This window comes from Streptomyces sp. DSM 110735, assembly GCF_016482685.1.
Taxonomy (GTDB): domain Bacteria; phylum Actinomycetota; class Actinomycetes; order Streptomycetales; family Streptomycetaceae; genus Streptomyces.
The window spans coordinates 338825-362863 of sequence record NZ_JACYHF010000006.1; the positions used below are offsets into that span (position 1 = coordinate 338825).

A 24039-nucleotide genomic window follows, 5' to 3' on the forward strand; every position below is an offset into this window, starting at 1 on the left:
TTTCGGCCGGATGCGCGGGTGTGCGCCGGGCGCCCGGCACGCGGCGCGCCACCGGCCCCCGTCCGGGCGTTCGGACGGGGGCCGGTGGCGGGTGGTCGCTCTAGGAGTCGGTGGGCTCCAGGCGCAGCGAGATGCTGTTGATGCAGTACCGCTGGTCCGTGGGGGTCGGGTAGCCCTCGCCCTCGAAGACATGGCCGAGGTGGGAGCCGCAGCGCGAGCAGCGGACCTCGGTGCGGACCATCCCGTGGGAGCGGTCCTCGATCAGCTCGACCGCGTCGGTGTCCTTCGGGTCGTAGAAGGACGGCCAGCCGCAGTGCGAGGCGAACTTGGTGCCGGAGGTGAACAGCTCCGCGCCGCAGGCACGGCAGGAGTAGACGCCCTCGGTCTTGGTGTCCGTGTACTCACCGGTGAAGGCCGGTTCGGTGCCGGCCTGGCGCAGTACGGCGTACTCCGCCGGGTTCAGCTCCGTCCGCCACTGCTCGTCCGGCTTCTCGACGTCGTACGGCATGAGACTCAGCCCCTTACTTCTGCGACAGGCGGTCCAGGATCAGCGGGCCCAGGTCGGTGACGTCACCCGCGCCCATGGTGAGAACGAGATCACCCCGCTCCGCCATTCCCGCGACGACGTCGGGGATCTCCGCCTTGTCGTGCACGGCGGTGACGTCGGCGCCCGCGGCGCGCGCTGCCTCGATGATCAGCTCGCTGGTGATGCCGGGGATCGGGTCCTCGCGAGCCGGGTAGATGTCGAGCACCACGGAGGCGTCGGCGAGCGCGAGCGCCTGACCCATCTCCTTGCCCAGCTCCTGGGTGCGGGAGAACAGGTGCGGCTGGAAGACGACGAGGATGCGGCGCGAGTCCCCGGCGGCGGCGCGCATGGCCTCCAGGTCGGCGGTCATCTCGGTGGGGTGGTGGGCGTAGGAGTCGATCACCTGGACGCCCGCCTCCTCGCCCTTGAGCTGCAGGCGCCGCTTGACGCCGGTGTACGCGGCGAGGGCGGTGGCCAGCTCGTCGGCGGGCAGCCCGAGGGCGACACCGGCGGCGAGCGCGGCGACGGCGTTGAGCGCGTAGTGACGGCCGGGGACGGAGACGGCGAAGGTCAGCTCGCGTCCGTCCAGGACCGCGGTGACCTGGCTCTTCAGCCCCTCGGGCACGATCTTCAGGACCCGCACGTCGGCGTCCTCCGCCTCGCCGTACGTCACCGTCTTCACACCGCTCACCCGGCGGGTCAGCTCGCGGGCGCCCTCGTGGTCGGCGGAGATCACCAGGGTGCCGCCGGGGACGATCTTCTGGGCGAAGGTCTCGAAGGATTCGTAGATCTCGTCCATCGAGGCGTAGTTGGCGTGGTGGTCCAGCTCGACGTTGAGGACGATGGCGACCTCGGGGGCGTACTTGTGGAAGCTGCGGTCCGATTCGTCCGCCTCGGCCACGAAGATCTCGCCCTCGCCGTGCAGGGCGTTGGAGCCGGGGGCGTCCAGGTCGCCGCCGATGGCGTACGACGGCCGCGCGCCCAGCTCGGTCAGCGAGACCGCGAGCATCGAGGTGGTGGTGGTCTTGCCGTGCGTACCGGCGACGGCGATCGGCCGCAGGCCGCCCATCAGCGCGGCGAGCGCGTCGGAGCGGTGGACGACGGGGATGCCCAGCTCGGCGGCGCGCACCAGCTCGGGGTTGTCCTGCCGGATGGCGGACGAGACGACGACACAGCTCGCGTCGTCGGCGAGGTGCGCGGCGTCGTGCCCGATGTGCACGGTCGCGCCCAGCGTGCGCAGCGCCTCCGCCGTCGGAGACTCCTTGGCGTCACTCCCCGCCACCTTCGCCCCGCGCTGCGCCAGAATCTTCGCGATCCCCGACATCCCGGCGCCGCCGATGCCGATGAAGTGCGGTCGGTCCATGGCGGTAGGAAGGCCGGGTGCCATGCGATGTTCTCCCAGAGGACGATGAGCCGGAACGCCCCTAGCCTATGCGCTCTGCGCTGCGCGGCTCAGCAATGGTCGCGCTCGGGGGTACGGCACGTGGGTCTGCCTGCGGCGCGGAGTCCCTCCGCGAAGGACAACGGCGCACGGGCGGGCCGGCGTGCCGTGCTCGGGCCGCCGGGGGGCGGGAGGCGGTGACGACTCAGCGCCGTGACCTCTCCGCCGGGGGCAACGGCTCGGGGACGGGACCTGCCCGACGGGGAGCCACCGAAGGCGCGGCGCGGCGCAGCCCCGGGTCGGCGACCAGGTGCGCCCCACCCGGCGCCGCAGGCACACCACGGGCCATGTCCCCCGCCGCTCCCGCCACGAGGCACCCGCGCCACAAAACCTCGCCGAACCCAGCGGAGCGCTCACGCCTTGCTGTGCGAGAACAGCTTCAGCACCGGTACGCCCACCTTGTGCCGCGCCCGGGACGCCCAGTCGCGGTGGAAGAACTCCTCGACGTAGTGGGGGTCGGTGAGGACGATGACCTCGTCGGCGTGGACCTCCTGGACCAGGGACTTGAGGGCGTCGAGGGGGTGGTTCTCGACCAGGCGGCCCTCGGCCTGGCTGCCCGCAGCGCGCAGGGCGCGTACGGAGACGTCGAGCGCCTGCTCCCCCACGTTGCGCGCGTCCGCGCCCTCGGGCGTCTCGCGCTCGTGGACGGCCTCGTCGATCTCGCCGAGCGCGATGTCGTCGATGGCCCGCAGCAAGCGGTCCGCCTGATCGCCGCGCGGCTGGAGCAGCACATGAAAGAAGACCGGCTCGTCCCCGTGCAGGGTGGTGACGAACTCGACGTCCGCCGACGTCAGTGCCTTCTCGATCATCAGAACGCTTGTGAACACCAGGCGCCTCTTCTTCTCCTTCGAGGATCTGCCGACCCTCTCTCCACCGTGGGCCCAAAAAGACCTGCGGAAACCATCCTGCCCCGTGCTCGCACGGGTAGTGCCGGACTAAGTGTGCCCGCCGGAAGCTAAACGGAACGGTAGATTCCGCTCTTTCGGCGCCCCGTTTTCAGGCCCGGCGGTAACGCCCGAACAGAAATCCGTCCTCTTCCAGCAGGGACGCCAGCGCGAACCGGTGCGGGACCGCGACCGGGGGACCCCCCGCGATGCGCTGCGCGTCCCCCGCCGCGAGCATCGGCGCGAGCGTCAGGCACATCTCGTCCAGCACGTCCGCCGCCACGAGCTGCCCGAGCAGCCGCGGTCCGCCCTCGGTGAGCTGCCGGGTGTACCCGAGCCCGGCCAGCGCGTGCACGGCGCGGGCGGGCTCGACGTGCCTGCCCTCACCCGCGACGACCACCCGCGCCCCCGCCCGCTCGGCGTCCCGTACCCGCCCGGCGGGCGCGTCGGCGCCGGTGAGCAGCACCGTCGGCACCAGCGGCGAGGTGAACAGCGGCAGCGAGAAGTCCAGGTCGAGCCCGGCGGTGACGATCGCGATCGCCGGTGCGGGCGCCTGCCCCGCCGCCTCCCGCGCCGCCGCGAACTCGGTCCGCGCGCGGGCGGGGCGGTACCCCTCCTGCCGTACCGTCTCCGCGCCCACCAGGACCACGTCCGCGAGCGCCCGCAGCGTGCCGAAGATCCGCATGTCGGCCGGGCAGGAGATGGGCTGGGAGCGCCCGTCGTGCTGGGCGGCGCCGTCCAGCGTGGAGACCATGTTCGCCCGCAGCCAGGGGCGGGGCGCGGCGGGGTCCGGCGCCGGGTAGGCGTACGCGGCGGCCAGCTCCGCGAGCGGCCACTCGCCACCGGAACCGACCGGGACCGCTCCGCCCTCGTCAGGGGCCTGGGCTGCTGTTTCGTGGGTCACAGGGAACAGGCGTCGCATTCGTGCAGTCTGACATGACGTTTAGCATGGGTAATCGTGTCGTCCTCCACCACCGCCTCCGGTTCCGGCAAGCTGACCGGCGCGGCCCCGCTGTCCCTGTGCGCGCGTGAGCCGCATGTCCCCGCCGACCGTCTGGTCGCGGAGATGGTGCCGCCGCCCCGCTTCGACTCGGTGCGCTTCGCCACGTACATCCCGGACCCGAACCAGCCCAGCCAGACGGACGCCGTCCATGTGCTGGAGACCTTCGCGAGCGGGCTCGGCGGTGTGCACGCCTCCACCGCCAAGCGGGGCTTCCTCGGCTTCGGGCGCAGCAGGGCTCCCAAGACGCCCTCGGGACCACGCGGGGTGTATCTGGACGGCGGCTACGGCGTCGGCAAGACCCACCTGCTCGCCTCCCTGTGGCACGCCACCCCCGCCGAGCCCTCCCGCAAGGCGTTCGGCACCTTCGTGGAGCTGACCAACCTGGTCGGCGCCCTCGGCTTCCAGCAGACGGTGCGCACGCTCTCCGGTCACGCCCTGCTGTGCATCGACGAGTTCGAGCTGGACGACCCGGGCGACACCGTGCTGGTCTCCAGCCTGCTCGGCAAGCTGGTCGAGTCGGGCGTGGCGCTGGCCGCCACCTCCAACACGCTGCCCGGCAAGCTGGGCGAGGGACGCTTCGCGGCGGCCGACTTCCTGCGCGAGATCCAGGGTCTGTCCGCCCACTTCCGCGCCCTGCGCATCGACGGCGAGGACTACCGCCACCGGGGTCTGCCCGAGGCGCCCGCGCCCTTCACCGACGAGCAGGTCACCCGTGCGGCGCAGCGCACCGAGGGCGCCTCGCTGGACGCCTTCCCGCAACTCCTCGACCACCTGGCCAAGGTGCACCCGAGCCGCTACGGCGCGCTGACCGACGACCTGCGCGCGGTGTGCCTGACCGACGTCCAGCCGGTCCCCGACCAGTCGACCGCGCTGCGGCTCGTGGTCCTCGCCGACCGGCTCTACGACCGCGAGGTCCCGGTGCTGGCCTCGGGGCTGCCCTTCGACCGGCTGTTCAGCGAGGAGATGCTGAAGGGCGGCTACCGCAAGAAGTACTTCCGCGCGATCTCCCGCCTCACCGCGCTGGCCCGCGACGCGAAGAGTCTGGTCGACGACCCGACGGACTGAACATCTCATCGGACCGACGTGTCGTCCGACTGGCATACGATCAGCAAAAGAGCGGGTCAGGGGCCGGTTCCGGCCACCCGACCCGCTCTTTTCACGCTCTTTTGCGCGTGTAACCCGCCGTTAACCTTGCAAAGCCCCTCACCGGGTTAACGTGTTTCTTGACCATCCATTGACCAGTGCTTGGTGCGTGCAAGAGACGCGGGTTTCCGCAGGGGGGTGCGCATGTCCCGGTGTACGACGGCCCGTTCCGTCCTCGCTCTGCTCGCCGCCGCGCTGCTCGCCCTCCAGCTCTTCGCACCCACGGGAACCTTCGCATCCGCGCATACGCTCGGTGAGACCCAGGCCAACGACGCTCCCGGGATCGCGCTCGCCCTCAAGGCGACGACGGCGTCCGACGCGGAGATCCTCCGCGAACCGGGCCGCTCCCGGATGCCCCACACCGCCCCGCACACCCGAGACAAGCGGCGCGGCGCGGCGTCCGGGGACGGTCCCGAGCGTCCCCTCATCATCCGGCGAGCGGCCGTCCCGGCGCCGCCCGTGGCCGGTTCCCCGCACCCCCGTGTCCCGAGATCCTCCGGAGTCCGTTCACCGGCAGTGCTTCAGGTCTTCCGCTGCTGAGGGCGGACTCGCTCCCCCCACGAACGTCGTGCAAGACCGACGCGCCCCCAGGCGCGCCAGGAGGAGTCCACACACATGCAGCCCCTCATCGACAACGCCCGCACCTTCGGTCAGCGCCCTGAGGAGTTCGCCAGGCTCGCCGAAGGCCAGGCACCCGAAGTCCTGTTCATCACCTGCTCCGACTCCCGGGTCGTCCCGGCCCTGATCACGGGCGCCGGTCCCGGCCAGCTCTTCGAGCTGCGCACCGCGGGCAACATCGTCCCGCCGTACGCCTCCGAGCGGCCCACCAGCGAGGCCGCCACCATCGAGTACGCCGTGGAGGTGCTGGGCGTCCGCGACATCGTCGTCTGCGGGCACTCGCACTGCGGCGCCGTCGGCGCGCTGGTGCGCGGCGACGACCTGGACGCCGTACCCGCCGTGCGCGACTGGCTGGCGCACGCGACCCCGCGTCCGTCCGGCGCGGCCGAAGACCCCGAGGTCGCCGAGGGCGTCCAGAGCCATGTGCTCACCCAACTGCTGCGGCTGCGCTCGTACCCGTGCGTGGAGCGGCGGATCGCGCAGGGGCGGCTCGCTCTGCACGGCTGGTACTACGAGGTGCACACCGGCGCCGTCCGCTCGCACCGACCGCGCACCGACACCTTCGAGGCACTGTGAGCGCGCCCGCGGACCGGCGCGGTCCCGCCGGTCTCATAGCCCGCGCGCCGCATCTGCGGCAGGACCTCACCGCGTCCCTCGTCGTCTTCCTGGTCGCGCTCCCGCTGTGCGTGGGCGTGGCCGTCGCCTCCGGCGTCCCGGCGGAGCTGGGGCTGGTCACCGGCATCGTGGGCGGTCTGGTCACCGGGATGATGCGCGGCAGCAGCCTCCAGGTGTCCGGACCCGCCGCCGGGCTGACCGTGCTCGTCTTCGAGGCGGTCCAGGAGCACGGTCTGCCCCTGCTGGGCGTGCTCGTGCTGGTCACCGGGCTGCTCCAGGTGCTCATGGGCACGCTGCGGCTCGGCCGGTACTTCCGGGCGATATCGCTCTCGGTCGTCGAGGGGATGCTGGCCGGAATCGGTCTGGTGCTCGTGGCCGGACAGTTGTACCCGGCGATGGCGGCCAAGGCGCCCGACTCCGGCATCGCCAAGATGGCCGGGCTGCCGTCGGGGCTCGGCTCCGCGCTGGGCGACGGTGAGGCGCTGGCGTCGCTCGGGCTGTGCGCGGGCACGATCGCGGTCCTGGTGCTCTGGAAGCACGTGCCCGCCCGGGTGCGGGCGCTGCCCGGTCCGCTCGCGGCCGTCGGGCTCGCGATGCTCGCCGTGCCGGTGCTGGACCTGCCGGTGGCGACCGTGCGGGTGAGCGGGCTCATGGACGCGCTCCAGCCGCCGCCGCTGAGCGCCTTCGGCGAGCTGTGGCACCCGGCGGTGATCGGCACGATCGTGGCGTTCACCCTGATCGCGTCCGCCGAGTCGCTGTTCAGCGCGGCGGCGGTGGACCGGCTGCACGACGGACCGCGCACCTCCTACGACAAGGAGCTGATCGCCCAGGGCACGGGCAACGCGGTGTGCGGGGTGCTCGGCGCGCTGCCGATGACCGCGGTGATCGTGCGCAGCGCGGCCAACGTCCAGGCGGGCGCCCGTACGAAGCTGTCCCGGGTGGCGCACGGCGTCTGGCTGCTGCTGTTCGCCGCGCTGCTGCCGGGCGTCCTCGAGTACATCCCGATACCGGCGCTCGCGGGCGTCCTGATCTACTCGGGCGCCAAGCTGGTGCCGCTGCGGCAGCTCGCCGCGCTGTGGCGCGAGCACCGGGGCGAGGCGCTGGTCCTCGCCGTCACGGCGGTGTCGATCGTGGCGGTGGGCATGTTCGAGGGCGTGCTCGTCGGGCTCGCGCTGGCGGTCGCCAAGGCGGCCTGGGAGTCCTCGCACATCCGGCTGACGGTCGTGGACAAGGGCGCGGGTCCGGTGGACGCGTATCTGTCGGGCAACGCGACCTTCCTGCGGCTGCCGAAAATACTGGACAGCCTGGAGGCGCTCCCCCAGGACCGCCCGGTCCGGCTGGACCTGTCGGGTCTGCTCCACCTGGACCACGCCTGCCGCAGCGCCCTGGAGAACTGGGCGCAGCGGCACAGCGCGGACGGTACGGAACCGGTGCGGATGACGTCGCCGGTACGACCGGACGAGCGGGCGGGGACGCCGACGGCGGGCTGAGCCGGGACCGGGGCGAGGACCCGGTCCGCCGTGGGGGCCGGGGCGCATGTCCGCACCCCGGCCCCTCCCATTTCCCGCCCGGTGCGCACCCCCGCCGCCGGGATCGTGGCCTCCGGCACCGAAGCGGGCATATCGTGGCAGCAGCGGACAGATCCGACTCTCGGGTAACCCTGGGGAAGGGGGACACCATGCTTGCCGAGCTGGTGGCGGCCGTCGCGGTGGCCGGTGGCGCCTCTCTGGTGTACCTGGCCGCGGCGGCACGCGTGGTCAAGCAGTACGAACGGGGTGTCCTGTTCCGGCTGGGGCGGCTCACGGGCGAACCCCGGATGCCGGGACTGACGCTGGTGGTCCCGTTCATCGACCGGCTGCACAAGATCAACATGCAGATCGTGACGATGCCCATCCCCGCCCAGGAGGGCATCACGCGGGACAACGTGACCGTCCGGGTGGACGCGGTCGTGTACTTCCGGGTCGTGGACGCGTCGAGCGCGCTGGTCAAGGTGGAGGACTACCGGTTCGCGGTCTCGCAGATGGCGCAGACCTCGCTGCGGTCGATCATCGGCAAGAGCGACCTGGACGATCTGCTCTCCAACCGCGAGAAGCTCAACGAGGGTCTGGAGCTGATGATCGACAGCCCTGCCGTGGGCTGGGGCGTCCAGATCGACCGGGTGGAGATCAAGGACGTGTCGCTGCCCGACACCATGAAGCGGTCGATGGCCCGCCAGGCCGAGGCGGACCGGGAGCGCCGGGCCCGCATCATCAACGCCGACGCCGAGTTCCAGGCGTCCAAGAAGCTCGCCCAGGCGGCCCAGCAGATGGCGGACACCCCGGCAGCCCTCCAGCTCCGCCTCCTCCAGACGGTGATGGCCGTCTCCGCCGAGAAGAACTCCACCCTGGTCCTGCCCATCCCGGTGGAGCTGCTCCACTTCCTGGAACGCGGCAACCGCGAGCCGGGGACTCCGTCGGACAACGGCGACAGACCGGCGGCGAAGCAGCAACCGTCCCAGCCCATCGAGCCCGTCGAAGCCGCCGAGATCACCGAGGCGGTGCCCCTGCCCGACCCCCTGCTCGGCCTCGACGCGGCACCGGACCCGGTGCCCGACCCGGCGACGGCTCCGCCGGAGCGGACCTGAACCCGGCTGCCTGAACCCATCCGAACGTCCCCACACCCGCCGGGCGGGTGACCGTGTCGTCGCGTCGGCGGGTGGTTGGGCGAGCTGCTCTCCGTACAGTCCTACTTTCGTACGGTGATTGCACACGCACGCCGTATCACCGCCGTCTGCGTCCTCGGTGCGACCCTCGCCGCCTGTGGTGGCGCGGGTTCGTCCGGGACCGCGAGACCGGCCCACGCCCAGCCCCATTCCTCCTCCCCGTCCCCCTCGCCCTCCAGCACGCGCCCCCCGGTCATGGCCCCCGGCCCTGGCGGTCTGGCGCCGGTGTTCGCGCACGGGCCGCGTGACAAGGGCAAGACCGTCGCGCTGACCTTCGACGCCGACATGACCGCCGACGAGGGACCGCGCGCCGCCGCCGGGGAGCGCTTCGACAACCCCGGGCTCATCTCTGCCCTGCGCTCGCTGAAGGTCCCGGCGACCGTGTTCATGACCGGCAAGTGGGCGGACACCTACCCCGACGAGGCCCGCTCCCTCGGTCAGGACCCGAACTTCGAGGTGGCCAACCACTCCTACAGCCACTACGCGTTCACATCGAGCTGCTACGGGCTGCCGACCATCGCGCCGGACCAGATCCGCACGGAGGTCGACCGGACGTACGCCTCACTGCGCAAGGCGGGCGTGGCGAAGCCGGTGCCGTACTTCCGCTTCCCGGGCGGCTGTTACGACGACCAGGTGCTGCGCACGCTCAACACCACCGGGGTCACCGCCGTGCAGTGGGACGTGGTGAGCGGCGACGCGTTCGCCACCGACGCCGACGCGGTCGTACGGCAGGTGCTCGACGGGGTGAAGCCCGGCTCGGTGGTCGTCATGCACTGCACCCGCAGCGCCGCCCCGACGACCGAGCGGGTCGTGCGCGCGGTGGTGCCGGAGCTGCGCAAGCAGGGCTACACCTTCGTGAAGGTGTCCCAGATGATCGGCGCGACGGCGGGCCACCGCTGACCGTCTCGGCATCACACGAACCCCGAGCCGCCGTCCGGCGCCGGGCCGTGGCGGACCGTCCCGCCCGGCGCCGGACGGCGGCTCGTAGGGTGGGCTCCCGTGAGTGAAGATCCCGCGGTCCCCGCGACCGGCCAGACCAGCCCGTTCCAGGACGAGCGCAACGCCCGCGACGAGGCGCCCCAGTTCGTCCTGCCCCTCGTCGTCCGCATCGAGCGCGACGCCCCGCCCGCCCGCACCGACGCCCTGGAGACCGCCGCGCGCGCCGTGCTGACGCTGCTCGGCGACGAGCGGTCGACCGGTGACGGGGAGTGGGCCGACGCCGTACGGAACTGGGAGGACGCCCGCATCCGCAAGGTCGTCCGGCGGGCGCGCGGCGCGGAGTGGCGGCGCGCCGGGACCCTGGACGGGATCACGCTGACCGGCACGTCCGCCGAGGTGCGGGTCTTCCCGCCCGTCCCGCTCGACGGCTGGCCCAAGGACCTCGCCAAGCTCCAGGTCTCCGGCACCGAACTGGACGACCCCGAGCCGCCCGCCGCCCCCGACCCCGCGCTCCCCGTGCTCTGGCTCAACCCCGACCTGAACATGTCCGCGGGCAAGGCGATGGCCCAGACCGGTCACGCCGCCCAACTCGCCTGGTGGGCCCTCCCCGCCCCGGCCCGCACCACCTGGCGCACCGCCGGCTTCCCCCTCGCGGTCCGCACCGCCACCCCCGCCCACTGGCACGACCTGACCCGCCTCGACCTCCCCCTGGTCCGCGACGCGGGCTTCACGGAGATCGCCCCGGGCTCGGCAACGGTGATCGCGGACCATCCGGCGCTGCGCTGACCCGGCGCGCGCAACCTCAAATGTTCCTCTGAAGGCGACCGGCGTGGGATTCGGCGCCATGTGCCGGGGCCATACCCCCGTCACTGGAAGACGGCCGGAGGACGGGGGACGGGCCATGCGGCGGCTGGGTGTGGGGATCGGGTGGCGGGCGGAGATCGCGGAGGCTGTGGACGCGATGCCGGGGGTCGACTGGGTGGAGGTCGTGGCGGAGAACGTGTGTCCCGGGCATCTGCCTCAGGCGCTGACGCGGTTGCGGGAGCGGGGGGTGACCGTGATTCCGCACGGGGTCTCGCTCGGGCTGGGCGGGGCGGAGCCGCCCGAGGCGGGGCGGCTGGCGGCGCTCGCGGAGCGGGTGGAGGCGCTGGGGGCGCCGCTGGTCACCGAGCACATCGCGTTCGTGCGCGGGGGCGGTCCGCTCACCGCGTCCCCGCCGCTGGAGGCGGGGCATCTGCTGCCGGTGCCGCGTACCCGGGACGCCCTCGACGTGCTGTGCGAGAACGTCCGCATCGCCCAGGACGCGCTCCCGGTGCCGCTGGCCGTGGAGAACATCGCCGCGCTGTTCTCCTGGCCCGGCGAGGAGCTGACCGAGGGGCAGTTCCTGTACGAGCTGGCCGAGCGGACCGGCGTACGACTGCTCATCGACGTGGCCAACCTGCACACCAACCACGTCAACCGGGGCGAGGACCCGGCGCGGGCGCTCGCGGAACTCCCCGTGGAAGCCATCGCGTACGTCCATGTCGCGGGCGGCTACGAGCGCGACGGCGTCTGGCACGACAGCCACGCGCACCCCGTGCCGGAGCCGGTGCTCGACATCCTCGCCGACCTCGCCTCCCGGGTCGCACCTCCCGGCGTGCTCCTTGAGCGGGACGACAACTTCCCCGAACCTGCCGAGCTGGAACGGGAGTTGACCCGGATCAGGGACACCGTGGAAACAGCGGCGGAGCGGACTCCCCGGCGCCGGACCGCGCCCGTCACCGGCGGCGAGCCCCGCCACAGCGTCGCCGTGCTCGCCCGCCCCGACACCCGGCAGCGCGTCGGCGTCGCCCAGACCGCCGTGCTGTCCGCACTGGTCGCCGGGACACCGGTGCCCGAGGGGTTCGACCGGGTGCGGATGGGCGTGCAGGCGCGGGCGCTCGCCGCCAAGCGGGCGTCGGTCGTGGCGAAGGTGGCGCCGGAGCTGCCGGAGATCCTCGGGGAGGGCTACCGGGAGGCGTTCCTCGGCTACGCGCGCTCGCGGCCGATGCGCGGCGGCTACCGGCAGGACGCGCTGGACTTCGCCGGGCAACTGCTCAAGACCGGTCGCCCGGCGGACGCCCGCGCCCGGCGGCGGTTGCGCGTCTGGTGGCTGGACCGTGTCGGTCCGGTGCCCCGGGGCGGAGCGGTCCGGCTGCTGCGGCGCGCTCGCGAGGCGCTGACCCCCGGTCGCTGACCTGCGGGAAAAACGGAACGTCACATACCGCTAACACTCTGTCCCAGATGGCGAACAAGCCATGGCGCTTACCCTGCGTACTGGCATAGAAACACTCCATGTTCTGGGTCCTTCTCCTGCTCCTGGCCTGGGGTTTCGCCGGTTTCGCGTGCACCAGGCTGTGCCTGGCCGCCGGACGCGCGGGGACCGCCGAGCGCGCCGCCGCCACGGCGGACGTCCGCCACGACCTGACGCTGTACGAAGCGGCGTATCTCTCCGGCGGTCCCGCGCGCGTCGCGGATCTCGCCATGGTGCGCATGTCCCGCCAGCGCAGGCTGCTGCTCGCGCACACCGGCTGGGCCACGGTGGTGAACCCGCGCGGCCACGACGAGATGGAACGCTTCGTCATAGCCGCCATCGGCCCCGACGGGCAGTCCCGGATAGCGCCCGTACGGTCCGCCGCCGCCCGCAGCGAGGCCATACGGCACCTGGGCGACCGCCTGGAGCACGCGGGGCTCGCGGTGCCCGCCGGATCGGGGACCGACGTGGCCGCCGCGATCCGTCTGGTCCGCGCCGCCACGCTCGCGGTGCCGCTGCTGACCGCGACCGCGCTGCTGCTGCCGTCCGACACCGAACTGCCGTTCCTGATGGTCTGCCTGTGGTTCCTGCTGCCCCTGCTGCTGACGCTCGGCTTCCTGGTCATCGCCCGCTTCGAGCTGCACCCGTACACGCGCTGGGCGTCCCCGGTCGGACAGCGGCATCTCGACACGCTGACGGCACGCCGGGACCGGGAGGACGACGAGCGCGACGACGACGGCTTCGGCGGTGACCGGGACGGCGCCGAGTCGGGCTTCCTCACCTCCCTCGCCACGCGCGGTATCCGCGCCCTGGCCGAGCCGGAGCTGCGCGCCGCCTTCAACCACCGCGACCAGCCCTGGCGGGAGTGAGCGCGCGGGCGTGAAGGCGTCCGCTCCGGGGGCGCACGGGGAGCACTGACGCCGACACCGCCGGACGGTGCTTGCCTTCACCGGCGACCGTCCGAAACATCCCTTCTGTCGTCGCCGAGCCGCAGCAGCCGCGCCGTGGCCGCCGCGCACCGGAGGGATACGCGATGAGAGCTGCCGCCCTGTACTCGGCCGCCGGTTCCTTGCTGCTGGCCGGACTGGCCACGGCTCCGGCGGGCGGCACCCCCGGCGCGTCCCCCGTCTCCGCCGAGTCGCGCGGTGTCGCCGTCGCCGCCGCCCGCGCCAAAACCACCGGTATCCGCTTCGGCGCCTGCCCCGCCGAGCAGGAAGCCCCCGACGGTATGCGCTGCGGCACGGTGAGCGTCCCGCTGGACTACGCCCACCCCGACGGCAGGCACCTCACCCTCGCCGTCAGCCGGATGCCCGCCACCCAGCGCGACCCGAGGAACAGCAAGCGCCGCGTCCCCCGGCAGGGCGCCCTCGTCTACAACCCCGGCGGACCCGGCGCCTCAGGACTCGCCTTCCCGGTGATCGGCGTCGTCCCCGAGTGGAAGCGGATCGCCGCCGCCTACGACCTGGTCGGCTACGCCCCGCGCGGTGTCGCCCCCTCCGCCCCGCTGTCCTGCGTGAAGCCCGAGCAGTTCTCCAAGGCGCCGAGCCCCGCCCCCGTCCACCCCTCCGCCGCGTACAAGCGCGAGCGGATCGCCCGGGCGAAGGCGTACGCACGCGGCTGCGCGCAGCGCTCGGGCAAGGGGCTGCGCTTCTTCAACTCCCTCAACAACGCACGGGATTTGGATGTCCTCCGAGCCGCCCTCGGCGAGCAGAGGCTGACCTTCATGGGCGCGTCGTACGGCACCTACCTCGGCGCCCTCTACGCCACCCTCTTCCCCGCGCACCTGCGGCGCATGGTGCTGGACTCGGCGGTGGACCCCGCCCCGGCGAAGGTCTGGTACCGCGCCAACCTCGACCAGTCGGCCGCGTTCGAGCGCCGCTGGAGCGACTTCCGCGCCTGGGTCGCCCGGCACGACGACGTGTACGGACTCGGCACCACGGCGGCGGCCGTCCAGCGCGCGTACGACACCGCGAGCGCGCACCTGGCCGCCGAACCGGCGGGCGGCACGGTCGGTCCCGGCCAGTTGCAGAACACGTTCCTGATGGCCGGGTACTACGACGACTACTGGCCGAGCCGGGCGGAGGCGCTCTCCGCCTATCTCAAGGGCGACGCGAAACCGCTGGTCCGGCTCGCCGCGCCGAGCCCGGAGACGGCGCAGGAGGCGGAGAACGGCAGCGCGGTCTACTCGGCGGTCGAGTGCAACGACGCCCCCTGGCCGACGGACTTCGCGGTCTGGGACCGGGACAACACCCGCCTCGCCCGCATCGCCCCCTTCGAGACCTGGGACAACGTCTGGGCGAACCTGCCGTGCGCCTACTGGCCGGTGGCGCGCAGGCGCCCCCTGGACGTACGGACCGCGCCGGGTGCGACCCCGCCGGTGCTGATCCTCGCCGCCGAGCGGGACGCGGCGGCGCCGTACGCGGGGGCACTGGAGATGGCGCGGCGACTGTCCGGGTCCACGCTGGTGACCGAGCGGGGCGCGGGCACGCACGGGGTCGGGCTCGGTCCGAACGGTTGCGTCAACGCCCATGTGGACGCCTACCTCCTGGAGGGCCGGCTGCCGGGCGGGCGCGCCGCGTGCGCCCCGCGCCCGGAACCGCGCCCCGCCGAACCGGCGGGACGCGGCACCACAAACGCCCTCAAGGGCAAGGGCTAGGCGAGCCCGGCGACCAGGTCCGCGACCGACTTGCGGCGCCCGGTGTAGAAGGGCACCTCCTCGCGGACGTGCCTGCGGGCCTCGGAGCCGCGCAGGTGACGCATGAGGTCGACGATGCGGTACAGCTCGTCGGCCTCGAAGGCGAGCATCCACTCGTAGTCGCCCAGCGAGAAGGAGGCGACGGTGTTGGCGCGCACGTCCGGGAAGCCGCGGGCCATCTTGCCGTGGTCGGCGAGCATGCGGCGGCGGTCCTCGTCGGGCAGCAGGTACCAGTCGTAGGAGCGCACGAAGGGGTAGACGCTCACGTAGTTGCGGGGCGTCTCGTCGGCGAGGAACGCCGGGATGTGCGAGCGGTTGAACTCCGCCGGGCGGTGCAGCGCCATGTTCGACCACACCGGCTCCAGCGCGCGGCCCAGCCTGGTGCGGCGGAAGAGGTTGTACGCCTCCTGGAGCTGGTCGGCGGTCTCGGCGTGCCACCAGATCATCAGGTCGGCGTCCGCGCGCAGCCCGGAGACGTCGTAGGTGCCGCGGACGGTCACGTCCTTCGCGGCGAGCTGGTCGAACAGCTCCTGGACCTCGTCGGCCCAGCCCGCGCGGTCCTCCGGCAGGACGTCCTTCAGCTTGAAGACGGACCACAGGGTGTAACGGATGACCTCGTTGAGGTCCTTGGCCAGCTTGCCCTTGTTCGGGATGCGGCCGGGCTCGGTGGTGGGGGCGTCGTCACTCATGGTCCCTATTCTCCCGCTCCGCCGTGCAGGCTCTGCACCGGGTTGGCGCTCAGCTCGCGCACCCCGGTGAGGTCGCCGCCGAGCTGGTCGACGGCAGCGTGGGCGCTCGCGATACACGCCGGGATGCCGACGCCGTCGTACTGCGCGCCGCACACGGCGAGTCCGGGCAGCTTGGCGACGTGCTCGCGGATACGAGCCACACGCGCGTGGTGCCCGACGGGGTACTGGGGCAGTCCGTCGGTCCAGCGGGTGACGTGGGCGGCGACCGGCGTGGCGTCCACTCCGGTGGCGGCGCGCAGGTCGCGCCGGGCGATGTCGGTCAGCTCGGCGTCGTCCCGCCGCAGGATCTCGGTCTCGCGGTGGCGCCCGACCGAGGCGCGCACCACGGCAAGCTCCGGGTCCTGCGCCCCGATCCAGCCCCACTTCTGGGAGGCGAAGGTCGCGGCTTTGACGGTGTGCCCGTCGACGGGCGGCACGAGGAAGCCGCTGCCCTCGGGGAGGACGGCGTCCGCGCGTCGGTAGGCGAGGCTGATCAGCGCCATGGAGGCGTACTCGACGGCGGCCAGCTCGGCGGCGGCTCCCGGCGCCTCGGCGCGCAGCAACTCGGCGGCGGGGGCGGCGGGTACGGCGACGACCACGGCGTCCGCGTGCAGCACCCGGTTCCCCGCGGTCACCCGCCAGCCGGTGCCGTCCCGGCGCAGTTCGCGCGCCGGGGTGCCGGTCAGGATCTCGCCGCCGCCCGCCCGTACGGCGTCCGCGACGGCGAGCGGGAGCGTGCCGACGCCGCCCTCGATGCCGACGAACACGGGTCCGGACTGCGGCGCCTCGGCAGCCTTCGCCTGGAGCGCGCGGACGGCGGCGGTGAGGGAGTCGTGGGCGCGGGCTGCCTGGTAGAGCTGCGGGACGGCCGAGCGCATCGAGAGGCGGTACGCGTCGCCCGCGTACACCCCGCCGAGCAGCGGCTCGATCATCCGGTCGACGACCTCACGCCCGAGCCGCGCGGCGACGTACTCCCCCACCGCCACGTCGTCCCCGACCTCGGTGCGCGGCAGTTCGGCGTCCCGTCCGATCCGCGCGAGCCCCTCCGGGGAGAGGATTCCGGCGAGGACGTCGGCGGTTCCGGGGACGCCCATGACGTGTCCCTTGGGCATCGGGCGCAGGGTGTTCCGCGTCCACAGGGACGCGCCCGCGGTGGCCGGTGTGACGAGCCGTTCCCCGAGCCCCACCTCACGGGCGAGTGCGACGGCTTCGGGACGCCGGGCCAGCATCGACTCGGCGCCGAGGTCCATCCGGACCCCCGCGATCTCCCCGGGCAGCAGCTTGCCGCCCACCCGCTCGCCCGCCTCCAGCACCGTCACCCGGGCCCCGCGCCGCACCAGCCGGTACGCGGCGGCCAGCCCGGCGACCCCGGCTCCGATGACCACGACCTGGCCCTCACCCGTTCCGCTCATGCCCCCACTCTCTCAAAACGGACCCCCGCGCCGGTCCCGGGCCACCCTTCCCCGCCGAGGCGCCCACCGGCTCTTGCGGGGCGCCGGGTCAGTCGGTGCCGCCGATGGTGGCGCGGGCCGCCAGCCGGAAGTCCCTGACCGCCTGATAGAGCTGCCGCTCCCGTTCGGCGGCGAGGGCGGAGTCCTCGGTCCTGCTCGCGGTGTCGCCCGCGCGGGCGTTCTCGGCCATCCTCCGCACGACCTGGGAGAGGGCGCCGGAGGCATGCGTGACCTGCTCCGCGACGCGGACGACGGCGACCGGACCTTCGAGGATGACCACCTCGCAGGCCCGGTGGACCTCGCGCGCCAGGGTGACGAACCGGTGTGTCCTGTCCTCGACGTCGGCAGGGTCGGGGTCGGGAGCGCGCAGCGCGGCGAGGACGGCGTCCATGGCGATGTCGCGGTCGTGCAGCGCGCCGAGGTAGGCGGCGTACGCGTCGCGGCGGTGCTGGCGGGTCCACTGCGCGTGCTGGGACCGTGCCTGCGCACGACCGCTCACGAGGGCGGCACCGAGGGTGGCGGCGGAGCCGACGGCGGCGCCGAGCAGGGCGGCGAGTCCTGAGTCCATGGGCGACAGTCTGGCGTTCCGTCACCCGTCCGGCGGCGCGTGATCGGGAGGTGGGGGCGGCGGTGGCCGCCGTGTGTCCGGACCGTGACCGCATCGGGATGTGGGGCGTCCAACGTTCGGGGGTGGTCCGGCGTCCAAGGAGCGTCGGTTGTCGTACCCATCGGGGGTTGCCCATGCGTGCATCACGTTCGTTCTCGTCCGCCCGGAATCTGGCGGGCGCCCTGCTCGTCGCCTCGCTGGCGCTGGCCGGGTGCAGTGCGGCGGGAGGGGGTTCCGACGCGAGCGGGAAGTCCATGGCGGACGGACCGGCCCGGCAGAGCGGCGCGGCGGGCGCGGGCGGGGGCGCCTCCGACGCCAAGACCGGGGACCGGCGCGTGCCCCGGGTCACGGCGAGCGCGATCATCCGGACCGCTTCGCTGACGGTCCAGGTCAAGGACGTACCCAAGGCGCTGGACGACGCCCGGACGACGACCGAGGACGCGGGCGGGTTCGTCGGGGACGAGACCACCACCCGGGACGCGGGCGGGCACGAGCGCACCCGGGTCGTGCTGCGGGTGCCGACCGCGAAGTACGACGAGGTGATGACCGCGCTCCAGGGCACCGGCAAGCTGCTGGAGCGCAACGCCAAGGCAGAGGACGTCACCGACCAGGTGGTGGACGTGGAGAGCCGGATCAAGTCGCAGCGGGCGAGCGTGGCCCGGGTGCGGGAGCTGATGGACCGGGCGGAGAAGCTCAGCGACGTGGTCGCGCTGGAGGGCGAGCTGAGCACCCGCGAGTCCGACCTGGAGTCGCTGCTCGCCCAGCAGTCGTCCCTGAAGGACCGCACGAGCCTCGCGACCATCACCCTGTCGCTGTCCGCGACGCCCGTGCACAAGGCTGCCGCGAAGGACGACGACCCCGGCTTCCTCGACGCCCTCTCCGGCGGCTGGAGCGCCTTCCTCGCGACCCTGCGCTGGGTGACCGTCGTCGTGGGCGCCGTGCTGCCCTTCGCCGCGCTCGCCGCGGTCCTGGCGTTCCTGTGGCTGCGGCTCGTACGACCCCGGCTGCGCAAGCGGCGGACCGGGACGACCCCGCCGCACTCGGGGAGCTGACCGGGCACGCCCCCCGCCCCGCCCCGTAGCGTGTCCGCATGAGCGAGCGTGACGAGCGGGGCGGGGCAGAGCGGCTGGTCGTGATCGGCGGTGACGCGGCCGGGATGTCGGCCGCGTCCCAGGCACGGCGGCTGCGGACGCCGGAGGAACTGGAGATCGTGGCCTTCGAGCGCGGCCACTTCACCTCCTACTCGGCGTGCGGCATCCCGTACTGGGTGGGCGGCACGGTCACCGACCGGGACCAGTTGATCGCCCGCACCGCCGAGGAGCACCGCGCCCGCGACATCGACCTCCGGCTGCGCACCGAGGTCACGGAGATCGACGTGCCGGGGCGCCGGGTCCGCGCGCACGACCTGGACTCGGGCAGGACGTACTGGACGGCGTACGACAAGCTCGTCATCACCACCGGCGCCCGCCCGGTCCGCCCGGACCTGCCCGGCATCGACGCCGACGGTGTGCACGGGGTGCAGACCCTGGACGACGGGCAGGCGCTGATCGACTCGCTGAGCCGCGCGCGCGGACGGCGTGCCGTGGTCGTCGGGGCGGGTTACATCGGCGTGGAGATGGCCGAGGCGCTGATCCTGCGGGGCTTCGAGGTGACCGTGGTGGACCGGGGCGAGGAGCCGATGTCCACGCTCGACCCGGACATGGGGCGCCTGGTGCGCAAGGCGATGACGGGGCTCGGCATCACCATGGTGAGCGGCGCCGAGGTGACCGAGGTGCGCACCGACGACGCCAACCGGGTGCGCGCGGTGGTCACTTCGGACGCGGAGTACCCCGCCGACGTCGTCGTCCTCGGCATCGGCGTCCGCCCTGAGACCACGCTCGCCCGCGCGGCCGGACTCCCCCTCGGCGCGCACGGCGGGCTGCTCACCGACCTGGCGATGCGGGTGCGCGGTCACGAGGACATCTGGGCGGGCGGCGACTGCGTCGAGGTGCTGAACCTGGTCTCGGGCCAGGAGCAGTACGTCCCGCTCGGCACCCACGCCAACAAGCACGGCCAGGTCATCGGCACGAACGTGGGCGGCGGTTACGCCACCTTCCCGGGTGTCGTCGGCACGGCGGTCAGCAAGGTCTGCGACCTGGAGATCGCCCGCACCGGACTGCGCGAGAAGGACGCCGACCGGGCCGGTTTCCAGTACGTGTCGGTCGTCATCGAGTCGACCAGCCGGGCGGGTTACTACCCGGACGCCGCGCCCATGACGGTCAAGATGCTCGCCGAACGCGACACCGGCAGACTGCTCGGCGTCCAGATCATCGGCGGCGAGGGCGCGGGCAAACGCGTCGACATCGCGGCCGTGGCACTGACCGCCGCCATGACGGTGGAACAGATGACGGCCCTGGACCTCGGCTACGCCCCGCCGTTCTCCCCGGTCTGGGACCCGGTGCTGGTGGCGGCGCGCAAGGCGGTGGCGCGGGTGCGCGAAGGGCGGCGGTGATCCCGCGGGGGCGCGCCGGGCGTCACCGGTTCGGGGGCGCGATCGCGGGCAGTAGTCCTGTGTGGTCATACCCGTCCATGACGTCAATCCGGTGCGCCGCACCCCCGTGGTGACGTACGCCCTCATCGCCGCCAACGTCCTCGTCTTCCTGCTGACGCCCGGCGCCGCCGGTGCCGTGGCCGGGGAATCGCATCTGGCGCAGCTCTGCCATCTCCATGCCTTCATGGACCACTACGCGGCCGTGCCCCGGGAGCTGATCCACCATCAGCTCCCGGGGCTGGTGCCGACGGGCGCGACGGGCATCGGCCCGAACGGCCCGGGGTGCGTGGTGGGACCGCCCGCCTACGACAAGTCCCCCGCCCTGTCGGTCCTCACGTCGATGTTCCTGCACGGCGGCTGGCTGCATCTGCTGGGGAACATGCTGTTCCTGCTGATCTTCGGCAACAACGTCGAGGACCGCATGGGCCACGTGCGCTATCTGCTCTTCTACGTGGTGTGCGGCTACGCGGCCGGGTACGGCTTCGCGCTGTTCAACGCCTCCTCCACCGACCCGCTGATCGGCGCCTCGGGGGCGATCGCGGGGGTGCTGGGCGCGTATCTGGTGCTGTATCCGAGGGCCAGGGTGTGGGTGCTGGTGCCGTTCCTGGTCTTCCTGCCGCTGCGGCTGCCCGCGTGGGTGGTGCTCGGCTTCTGGTTCGGGCTCCAGGCCGTCTACTCCTCCGGGCACGGCGTCTCCGGGGGCGGCACGGTCGCCTACACGGCGCATGTCGTCGGCTTCGTGGCCGGGATGCTGCTGGCGTGGCCGCTCAAGGCGGGCACTCCGCCGCCGCCGGAGCCGGGCCCGCTGCTGTTCGGCAGGCGGGCGCGGCCCCGTCAGGTGTGGTGAGCGCGGCGGTTGCGTCAGCGGGCGCTGTGCGTGTGGACGTAGTCCACGAGGTGGGTCAGCGCGTCGGGGTCGGTGCTGGGCATGACGCCGTGACCGAGGTTGAAGACGTGGCCCTCCAGACCGGCGGCGGCGTCCAGCACCTCCTGCGCCTTGGTCTCGACGACCTTGCGCCCGGCGAACAGGACGGTCGGGTCGAGGTTGCCCTGGAGCGCCTTGCCCGGACCGACGCGGCGCACGGCCTCGTCCAGCGGGACGCGCCAGTCCACGCCGACCACGTCGGCGCCCGCCTCGCCCATGAGCTTCAGCAGCTCACCGGTGCCGACGCCGAAGTGGATGCGCGGGACGCCGTAGCCCGCGACGGCGTCGAAGACCTTCGCGGAGGCGGGCAGCACCGAGGCGCGGTAGTCGGCGGGGGCGAGCGCGCCCGCCCAGGAGTCGAAGAGCTGGACCGCCGAGGCACCGGCCTCGATCTGGACCTTGAGGAAGGCGGAGGTGATCTCCGCGAGGCGGTCGAGCAGGTCGGCCCACAGCTCGGGGTCGCCGTACATCATCGCCTTGGCGTTCTCGTACGTGCGCGAGGGTCCGCCCTCGACCAGGTAGCTCGCCAGGGTGAAGGGGGCGCCCGCGAAGCCGATCAGCGGGGTGCGGCCCAGCTCGGCGGTGAGCATGCCGATGGCCTCGGTGACGTAGGGCACGTCGTCGGGGGTGAGGTCGCGCAGCCGGGCGAGGTCGGCGCGGGTGCGCACGGGCTCGGCGACGACCGGACCGACGCCGGGCTTGATGTCGAGGTCGACACCGATGGCCTTGAGCGGGACGACGATGTCGCTGAAGAAGATCGCCGCGTCCACGTCGTGCCGTCGCACCGGCTGGAGCGTGATCTCGGTGACGAGATCGGGCCGCATGCAGGAGTCCAGCATGGCGATGCCCTCGCGCACCTTGCGGTACTCCGGCAGGGAACGCCCCGCCTGCCGCATGAACCAGACGGGGGTGTGCGGAACGGCCTCACGCCGGCACGCCCTGAGGAAGGCACTGTCGTACGTCGCTGCGGGCTGCCCGCCGGCGGGGATCGCGTTGGCACTCACCCCGCAAGTCTCGCACGCCCCCGCCACGGCAAGTGCCCCAGCCCTCTGTGGGTGTCTTGCCCTGCGGAAAGGTCTCGTTCCCCTTACTCTTCCCCGCATGGCTGCGGCTCAGGGACGACCGTCGGACGGCGGCGGCGCACAGGACGACGCGAAGGACACCGATCGGATGGAGGGCCCGGGGGGCATCGCGGTACCGCAGGCATTCCGGAGCGCGGTCGACGCGCTGCGCGGCGCGCGGCTGCGGCCGCAGGTGGAGGTGGAGCCGACGCCCGCGCCACAGCGGCTCGCGCCGTTCGCGCACGCGCTGGAGGCGGTGGTCGCCGACGGCGAGCAGGAACTGGCGGACGGACGGCTGGTGCTGCTGCACGATCCGGCGGGGCACGACGCCTGGCACGGCACGTTCCGCCTGGTGACCTTGGTGCGCGCGGAACTGGAAGCCGAGATGGCGGCCGATCCGCTGCTGCCGGAGGTGTGCTGGTCGTGGCTGACCGGCGCGCTCCAGGCGCGCGGGCTCACCTACGGCGAGCCGAGCGGCACCGTGACCCGCGCGAGTTCGCACTACTTCGGCGGTCTCGCCGAGCGCCCGGCAGCCTCGCAGATCGAGATCCGCGCCTCCTGGACCCCGCGTGAGGGTCTGGGCGGGGTGCCGGACACCGCCGCGCACCTGGCCGCGTGGTGCGATCTGCTCGCCCAGGTCGGCGGGCTGCCCCCGGCGGGTCCGGGCGACGCCTCGGTGGTGACCCTGCCGCAGCGCCGGGGACCGCAGTCCCGCTGACGCCCCGGGCACCGCCCACCGAACACACGATCCGATCAGCGCCCCGCCGACACGGCGGGGCGCTGCTTTGTGATCACTTCCCCGCCCATCTCTTTGTCGATACGGCCACTTTCCGCACTCGAATGGCACCACCCCGAACCGATTCGCTCTTCGGGTGATCGACCACGTGTCCGAATTGCACGGATTAGTACTCACTAGATCGTGATCATTCTCTAAAGGCGGACGGGTTTACTGCCGAAGACGACTGTGACCTTGAAAGCACGGTTCGTCCCGGCTGTCTCCCCACCAGCCGGCCCCGTCCCCCACCCAGGAGGCCTGGTGTCCGTTCTCCTCGAGCAGCCCGCAAGCCTGGTCGCCTACCGCCCGAACAAGCCGACCGCCATGGTGGTCGTGGCCGATCCACGCGTGCGTTCCACCGTCACCCGCCATCTGTGGGCCCTCGGTGTACGCGATGTCATCGAAGCCTCGTCCATCGCGGAGGCTCGTCCCCGCATCGGCAACCCCCGCGACATCTGTGTCGCCGACGTCCACCTGCCCGACGGGTCCGGACTGACCCTGCTGTCCGAGACCCGCGCCGCCGGCTGGCCCAACGGCCTTGCCCTGTCCGCCGCCGACGACATCGGCGCCGTCCGCAACGCCCTGGCCGGTGGGGTCAAGGGCTACGTCGTCACCGGCACCCGCACCAACATCGGGCTCCCCACCCGACCGGGCGCCGCCCCCATCGGTTCCGCCGCCGCCCGTATGCACCGCCGCCCCCCGGGTGCCCCGAGCCACCCGGGTGGCTACCGAGAGCTGTCCGGCCGCGAGGTCGAGGTCCTGCGCCTCGTCGCGGAGGGTCAGTCGAACAAGGCGATCGGCGTCTCCATGGGGCTGTCCGCCCTCACCGTCAAGAGCCACCTGGCCCGCATCGCGCGCAAGCTCGGCACGGGCGACCGCGCCGGAATGGTCGCGGTGGCCCTGCGCACCGGCATCATCCACTGACACCCACCCCTGCCCCGTACGTCACTCCCCCCACACCCTGACCTCGCACGTCACCGGCCACTGCGGCCTCCCCTTCCCGGCGCCCCGCGGCGGGACGGTCCGCCCCCCGGCGCCGGCGCGGGCGCCGGCCCGGGGGGCGCGCCCCCCGCGGCCGGCTTTTTACGGTCCGCCCCCCGCCCGGCCGCACCCGCCCGCCCGCGG

Annotated in this window: 23 protein-coding genes; 15 read left to right on the forward strand and 8 right to left on the reverse strand. The window is 73.1% G+C overall.

The annotated features are described in order from the left end of the window. Nucleotides 1–100: 100 nt before the first annotated feature. The 4 genes from msrB to IF655_RS13140 all read right to left on the reverse strand — a co-directional run bounded on the left by msrB (nt 101) and on the right by IF655_RS13140 (nt 3773). Entirely contained in the window at nt 101–508 is a 408-nt protein-coding gene (msrB, locus tag IF655_RS13125; RefSeq protein ID WP_199584836.1) for a peptide-methionine (R)-S-oxide reductase MsrB, read from the reverse strand. Between the two features lie 13 nt (nt 509–521). Then, on the reverse strand, nt 522–1913 hold the full coding sequence (gene murC / locus IF655_RS13130; RefSeq protein ID WP_199584838.1) for a UDP-N-acetylmuramate--L-alanine ligase: 1392 nt from the start codon (nt 1911–1913) through the stop codon (nt 522–524). 407 nt (nt 1914–2320) lie between these two features. Further along, nucleotides 2321–2794, reverse strand: coding sequence for an indole-3-glycerol phosphate synthase (locus IF655_RS13135; protein ID WP_199584840.1), 474 nt, complete (start codon nt 2792–2794; stop codon nt 2321–2323). A gap of 169 nt (nt 2795–2963) precedes the next feature. Continuing rightward, complete coding sequence (locus IF655_RS13140) at nt 2964–3773, reverse strand: pyrimidine reductase family protein (protein WP_199584842.1); 810 nt, start codon at nt 3771–3773, stop codon at nt 2964–2966. A 36-nt stretch (nt 3774–3809) separates the two neighbouring features. On the opposite strand from IF655_RS13140, the gene zapE reads away from it, so the two are divergent. The 10 genes from zapE to IF655_RS13190 all read left to right on the forward strand — a co-directional run bounded on the left by zapE (nt 3810) and on the right by IF655_RS13190 (nt 14798). After that, nucleotides 3810–4919: a cell division protein ZapE gene (gene zapE, locus IF655_RS13145; protein ID WP_199584850.1), complete on the forward strand. Its 1110-nt coding sequence runs from the start codon at nt 3810–3812 to the stop codon at nt 4917–4919. Nucleotides 4920–5141: 222 nt separating this feature from the next. Continuing rightward, complete coding sequence (locus IF655_RS13150) at nt 5142–5537, forward strand: hypothetical protein (protein WP_199584852.1); 396 nt, start codon at nt 5142–5144, stop codon at nt 5535–5537. 75 nt (nt 5538–5612) lie between these two features. After that, entirely contained in the window at nt 5613–6191 is a 579-nt protein-coding gene (locus tag IF655_RS13155; protein ID WP_199584854.1) for a carbonic anhydrase, read from the forward strand. Further along, nucleotides 6188–7720 (forward strand): SulP family inorganic anion transporter, encoded by a 1533-nt coding sequence (locus tag IF655_RS13160; protein ID WP_199584856.1) that lies wholly within the window; start codon nt 6188–6190, stop codon nt 7718–7720. Before IF655_RS13155 ends, IF655_RS13160 begins: the two co-directional genes overlap by 4 nt. Before the next feature lie 188 nt (nt 7721–7908). Beyond that, a complete protein-coding gene (locus IF655_RS13165) occupies nt 7909–8853 on the forward strand; it encodes a slipin family protein (RefSeq protein WP_199584858.1) in 945 nt (314 codons plus the stop codon). Nucleotides 8854–8967: 114 nt separating this feature from the next. Next, nucleotides 8968–9831 carry a polysaccharide deacetylase family protein gene (locus tag IF655_RS13170; protein WP_199584864.1) on the forward strand — a complete coding sequence of 288 codons (864 nt, stop codon included), beginning with the start codon at nt 8968–8970 and terminating at the stop codon, nt 9829–9831. Nucleotides 9832–9930: 99 nt separating this feature from the next. Next, on the forward strand, nt 9931–10656 hold the full coding sequence (locus IF655_RS13175; protein WP_199584866.1) for an aminoacyl-tRNA hydrolase: 726 nt from the start codon (nt 9931–9933) through the stop codon (nt 10654–10656). 115 nt (nt 10657–10771) lie between these two features. Beyond that, nucleotides 10772–12085 carry a DUF692 domain-containing protein gene (locus IF655_RS13180; RefSeq protein ID WP_199584868.1) on the forward strand — a complete coding sequence of 438 codons (1314 nt, stop codon included), beginning with the start codon at nt 10772–10774 and terminating at the stop codon, nt 12083–12085. A gap of 98 nt (nt 12086–12183) precedes the next feature. Beyond that, the gene (locus IF655_RS13185) at nt 12184–13011 is read left to right on the forward strand and encodes a TIGR04222 domain-containing membrane protein (RefSeq protein ID WP_199584870.1); all 828 of its coding nucleotides are present in this window, start codon (nt 12184–12186) and stop codon (nt 13009–13011) included. A 164-nt stretch (nt 13012–13175) separates the two neighbouring features. Then, nucleotides 13176–14798, forward strand: a complete 1623-nt coding sequence (locus IF655_RS13190; protein ID WP_199584872.1) for an alpha/beta hydrolase — start codon at nt 13176–13178, stop codon at nt 14796–14798. Here the strand turns inward: IF655_RS13190 and hemQ are convergent. From hemQ to IF655_RS13205, 3 genes are all read right to left on the reverse strand, one after another. After that, complete coding sequence (gene hemQ, locus IF655_RS13195; protein WP_199584874.1) at nt 14795–15526, reverse strand: hydrogen peroxide-dependent heme synthase; 732 nt, start codon at nt 15524–15526, stop codon at nt 14795–14797. The genes IF655_RS13190 and hemQ overlap by 4 nt on opposite strands. A gap of 5 nt (nt 15527–15531) precedes the next feature. Continuing rightward, nucleotides 15532–16977, reverse strand: coding sequence for a protoporphyrinogen oxidase (gene hemG, locus IF655_RS13200; protein WP_199584881.1), 1446 nt, complete (start codon nt 16975–16977; stop codon nt 15532–15534). An 88-nt stretch (nt 16978–17065) separates the two neighbouring features. Beyond that, a complete protein-coding gene (locus tag IF655_RS13205; protein ID WP_199584883.1) occupies nt 17066–17584 on the reverse strand; it encodes a proline dehydrogenase in 519 nt (172 codons plus the stop codon). A 173-nt stretch (nt 17585–17757) separates the two neighbouring features. On the opposite strand from IF655_RS13205, the gene IF655_RS13210 reads away from it, so the two are divergent. The 3 genes from IF655_RS13210 to IF655_RS13220 all read left to right on the forward strand — a co-directional run bounded on the left by IF655_RS13210 (nt 17758) and on the right by IF655_RS13220 (nt 21000). Further along, nucleotides 17758–18675, forward strand: coding sequence for a DUF4349 domain-containing protein (locus tag IF655_RS13210; RefSeq protein ID WP_199584885.1), 918 nt, complete (start codon nt 17758–17760; stop codon nt 18673–18675). Nucleotides 18676–18713: 38 nt separating this feature from the next. Beyond that, nucleotides 18714–20114, forward strand: coding sequence for an FAD-dependent oxidoreductase (locus IF655_RS13215; RefSeq protein WP_199584887.1), 1401 nt, complete (start codon nt 18714–18716; stop codon nt 20112–20114). A 61-nt stretch (nt 20115–20175) separates the two neighbouring features. Beyond that, nucleotides 20176–21000 carry a rhomboid family intramembrane serine protease gene (locus IF655_RS13220; protein WP_199584889.1) on the forward strand — a complete coding sequence of 275 codons (825 nt, stop codon included), beginning with the start codon at nt 20176–20178 and terminating at the stop codon, nt 20998–21000. 14 nt (nt 21001–21014) lie between these two features. On the opposite strand, the gene hemE is transcribed toward IF655_RS13220, so the two are convergent. Next, nucleotides 21015–22082 carry a uroporphyrinogen decarboxylase gene (hemE, locus tag IF655_RS13225; protein WP_199584891.1) on the reverse strand — a complete coding sequence of 356 codons (1068 nt, stop codon included), beginning with the start codon at nt 22080–22082 and terminating at the stop codon, nt 21015–21017. Nucleotides 22083–22179: 97 nt separating this feature from the next. Here hemE and IF655_RS13230 point away from each other — a divergent pair, with 97 nt between their 5' ends. Together IF655_RS13230 and IF655_RS13235 are read left to right on the forward strand one after the other, a co-directional pair. Continuing rightward, a complete protein-coding gene (locus IF655_RS13230) occupies nt 22180–22857 on the forward strand; it encodes a DUF3000 domain-containing protein (protein WP_199584893.1) in 678 nt (225 codons plus the stop codon). Between the two features lie 318 nt (nt 22858–23175). Further along, on the forward strand, nt 23176–23838 hold the full coding sequence (locus tag IF655_RS13235) for a response regulator transcription factor (protein ID WP_123973178.1): 663 nt from the start codon (nt 23176–23178) through the stop codon (nt 23836–23838). Nucleotides 23839–24039 lie beyond the last annotated feature (201 nt).

Coding starts and splice junctions, on each gene's coding strand:
- msrB (WP_199584836.1), bottom strand. CDS start 508: ATGCCGTACGACGTCGAGAAGCCGGACGAGCAGTGGCGGACGGAGCTG.
- murC (WP_199584838.1), bottom strand. CDS start 1,913: ATGGCACCCGGCCTTCCTACCGCCATGGACCGACCGCACTTCATCGGC.
- IF655_RS13140 (WP_199584842.1), bottom strand. CDS start 3,773: ATGCGACGCCTGTTCCCTGTGACCCACGAAACAGCAGCCCAGGCCCCT.
- IF655_RS13150 (WP_199584852.1), top strand. CDS start 5,142: ATGTCCCGGTGTACGACGGCCCGTTCCGTCCTCGCTCTGCTCGCCGCC.
- IF655_RS13155 (WP_199584854.1), top strand. CDS start 5,613: ATGCAGCCCCTCATCGACAACGCCCGCACCTTCGGTCAGCGCCCTGAG.
- IF655_RS13165 (WP_199584858.1), top strand. CDS start 7,909: ATGCTTGCCGAGCTGGTGGCGGCCGTCGCGGTGGCCGGTGGCGCCTCT.
- IF655_RS13180 (WP_199584868.1), top strand. CDS start 10,772: ATGCGGCGGCTGGGTGTGGGGATCGGGTGGCGGGCGGAGATCGCGGAG.
- IF655_RS13185 (WP_199584870.1), top strand. CDS start 12,184: ATGTTCTGGGTCCTTCTCCTGCTCCTGGCCTGGGGTTTCGCCGGTTTC.
- IF655_RS13190 (WP_199584872.1), top strand. CDS start 13,176: ATGAGAGCTGCCGCCCTGTACTCGGCCGCCGGTTCCTTGCTGCTGGCC.
- hemQ (WP_199584874.1), bottom strand. CDS start 15,526: ATGAGTGACGACGCCCCCACCACCGAGCCCGGCCGCATCCCGAACAAG.
- hemG (WP_199584881.1), bottom strand. CDS start 16,977: ATGAGCGGAACGGGTGAGGGCCAGGTCGTGGTCATCGGAGCCGGGGTC.
- IF655_RS13205 (WP_199584883.1), bottom strand. CDS start 17,584: ATGGACTCAGGACTCGCCGCCCTGCTCGGCGCCGCCGTCGGCTCCGCC.
- IF655_RS13210 (WP_199584885.1), top strand. CDS start 17,758: ATGCGTGCATCACGTTCGTTCTCGTCCGCCCGGAATCTGGCGGGCGCC.
- IF655_RS13215 (WP_199584887.1), top strand. CDS start 18,714: ATGAGCGAGCGTGACGAGCGGGGCGGGGCAGAGCGGCTGGTCGTGATC.
- IF655_RS13230 (WP_199584893.1), top strand. CDS start 22,180: ATGGCTGCGGCTCAGGGACGACCGTCGGACGGCGGCGGCGCACAGGAC.